The sequence below is a fragment of the Gemmobacter caeni genome, from assembly GCF_003054195.1.
Taxonomy (GTDB): domain Bacteria; phylum Pseudomonadota; class Alphaproteobacteria; order Rhodobacterales; family Rhodobacteraceae; genus Gemmobacter; species Gemmobacter caeni.
On the sequence record NZ_QBKP01000051.1, the window covers coordinates 2,501 to 5,761 of the forward strand.

The window sequence follows — 3,261 nt, forward strand, 5'->3', positions numbered from 1 at the left end:
GCTACGAGCCTCGAAGCGATATTGTTCAAGTCTAGTACACTAACCGTGACGGTCCTCGGATCGTCACAGGGAAAGTATACAGCTTTTGACACCGGAAAGAGCCTTGCTCTTTCTGGATCAAATCAAGCGCGAAAAGGGCGTTTGGTGGATGCCTAGGCAGCAAGAGGCGATGAAGGACGTGATACCCTGCGTTAAGCCATGGGGAGCCGGGAATAGGCTTTGATCCATGGATCTCCGAATGGGGGAACCCACCTGACATTCTGTTATTGTTAGCTTCGCTATCAATAATGGGGTGAGCCAGGTACTTTAATCCTGAATACATAGGGGTTTTAGAGCGAACCCGGGGAACTGAAACATCTAAGTACCCGGAGGAAAGGAAATCAACAGAGACTCCGTTAGTAGTGGCGAGCGAACGCGGACCAGCCGAGCCTGGAAGAGTGACTGGAACTGTCTGGAAAGGCAGGCCATAGCGGGTGACAGCCCCGTACAGGAAGCTCCACGGGACATATTAAGTAGGGCGGGACACGTGAAATCCTGTCTGAAGATCGGGGGACCACCCCCGAAGGCTAAGTACTCCTTGCTGACCGATAGCGAACCAGTACCGTGAGGGAAAGGTGAAAAGCACCCCGACGAGGGGAGTGAAACAGTACCTGAAACCGGACGCTTACAAGCAGTCGGAGGGGCATAAGCCCTGACGGCGTACCTTTTGTATAATGGGTCAACGACTTGGTCTAACGAGCAAGCTTAAGCCGATAGGTGTAGGCGCAGCGAAAGCGAGTCTTAAAAGGGCGCATGAGTTCGTTGGATCAGACCCGAAACCAGGTGATCTAGCCATGAGCAGGATGAAGGTACGGTAACACGTACTGGAGGTCCGAACCAACACCCGTTGAAAAGGGTCTGGATGACTTGTGGCTAGGGGTGAAAGGCCAATCAAACCTGGAGATAGCTGGTTCTCCGCGAAAGCTATTTAGGTAGCGCCTCGGACGAATACCTCGGGGGGTAGAGCACTGCATGGGTGATGGGGTCCCACAGACTTACTGAGCCTAAGCAAACTCCGAATACCCGAGAGTACTATCCGGGAGACACACGGCGGGTGCTAACGTCCGTCGTGAAGAGGGAAACAACCCTGACCTGCAGCTAAGGCCCCTAATTCGTGGCTAAGTGGGAAAGCATGTGGGACGTCCAAAACAACCAGGAGGTTGGCTTAGAAGCAGCCATCCTTTAAAGATAGCGTAACAGCTCACTGGTCTAGTCAAGATGTCCTGCGGCGAAGATGTAACGGGGCTCAAGCCACGAGCCGAAGCTCAGGATGCGTAGCAATACGCGTGGTAGCGGAGCGTTCTGTGATATAGCTCAATGCCTCTTGTGTGCCCTTCGGGGTGCCATGGAGGCAAGGAGCTTTCTGTGAAGCCGGGCCGTAAGGCATCCGGTGGAGAGATCAGAAGCGAGAATGTTGACATGAGTAGCGACAAACAGGGTGAGAGACCCTGTCGCCGAAAGTCCAAGGGTTCCTGCTTAAAGCTAATCTGAGCAGGGTAAGCCGGCCCCTAAGGCGAGGCCGAAAGGCGTAGTCGATGGGAACCACGTTAATATTCGTGGGCCAGGAGGATGTGACGGATCGCAGGTGTAGTTCGGTCTTATCGGATTGACCGGGCTGCTGAGCGGTTCCTGGAAATAGCCCTCCATCAGACCGTACCCCAAACCGACACAGGTGGACTGGTAGAGAATACCAAGGCGCTTGAGAGAACCACATCAAAGGAACTCGGCAAAATGCTCCCGTAAGTTCGCGAGAAGGGAGCCCCTCTTGTGCGCAAGCATGGGAGGGGGGCACAAACCAGGGGGTGGCGACTGTTTACTTAAAACACAGGGCTGTGCGAAGCCGTAAGGCGACGTATACAGTCTGACGCCTGCCCGGTGCTGGAAGGTTAAAAGGAGGGGTGCAAGCTCTGAATTGAAGCCCCAGTAAACGGCGGCCGTAACTATAACGGTCCTAAGGTAGCGAAATTCCTTGTCGGGTAAGTTCCGACCTGCACGAATGGCGTAACGATCTCCCCGCTGTCTCTGATGTGGACTCAGCGAAATTGAACTGTGTGTCAAGATGCACACTTCCCGCGGTTAGACGGAAAGACCCCATGAACCTTTACTCCAGCTTTGCACTGGCATCAGGATTGTGATGTGCAGGATAGGTGGTAGGCATCGAAGCAGAGACGCCAGTTTCTGTGGAGCCTCCCTTGAGATACCACCCTTCGCACTCTTGATGTCTAACCGCGGCCCGTCATCCGGGTCCGGGACCATGCATGGTGGGGAGTTTGACTGGGGCGGTCGCCTCCCAAATCGTAACGGAGGCGCGCGAAGGTTGGCTCAGAGCGGTCGGAAATCGCTCGTTGAGTGCAATGGCAGAAGCCAGCCTGACTGCAAGACTGACAAGTCGAGCAGAGACGAAAGTCGGCCATAGTGATCCGGTGGTCCCAAGTGGGAGGGCCATCGCTCAACGGATAAAAGGTACTCTGGGGATAACAGGCTGATGATGCCCAAGAGTCCATATCGACGGCATCGTTTGGCACCTCGATGTCGGCTCATCTCATCCTGGGGCTGGAGCAGGTCCCAAGGGTATGGCTGTTCGCCATTTAAAGAGGTACGTGAGCTGGGTTTAGAACGTCGTGAGACAGTTCGGTCCCTATCTGCCGTGGGTGTAGGAGACTTGAGAAGAGTTGCCCCTAGTACGAGAGGACCGGGGTGAACGTTCCACTGGTGGACCAGTTGTCGTGCCAACGGCAGTGCTGGGTAGCTATGAACGGACAGGATAACCGCTGAAGGCATCTAAGCGGGAAGCCTCCTTCAAAACAAGGTCTCCCTTGAGAGCCGTGGAAGACCACCACGTCGATAGGCCGGAGGTGTAAGTGCAGCAATGCATTCAGCTGACCGGTACTAATTGCTCGATAGGCTTGATTTGATCCAGTAACAGCAAGACTGGTCAAAAGCTCAAAACCTGAACAAGCGCTACTGCGCCTGATGTTCCTCATAAACGGGTCTTTCCTCGGTTTGGTGGTCATAGCGCTGGCTAAACACCCGATCCCATCCCGAACTCGGCCGTTAAGGGCCAACACGCCAATGGTACTGCGTCTCAAGACGTGGGAGAGTAGGTCACCGCCAAACCTAGAAAAGACCCCATCAACGATACAAAAAACACCCGGACGCGGGGTGGAGCAGCCCGGTAGCTCGTCAGGCTCATAACCTGAAGGCCGCAGGTTCAAATCCTGC

2 rRNA genes are annotated in these 3,261 nt (G+C 54.6%); both read left to right on the plus strand.

What is annotated here, in order from left to right:
* Positions 1-120 precede the first annotated feature (120 nt).
* A 23S ribosomal RNA gene (locus C8N34_RS25450) occupies positions 121-2,953 on the plus strand.
* An 88-nt stretch (positions 2,954-3,041) separates the two neighbouring features.
* Positions 3,042-3,156, plus strand: a 5S ribosomal RNA gene (gene rrf, locus C8N34_RS25455).
* The last annotated feature ends 105 nt before the right edge of the window (positions 3,157-3,261 follow it).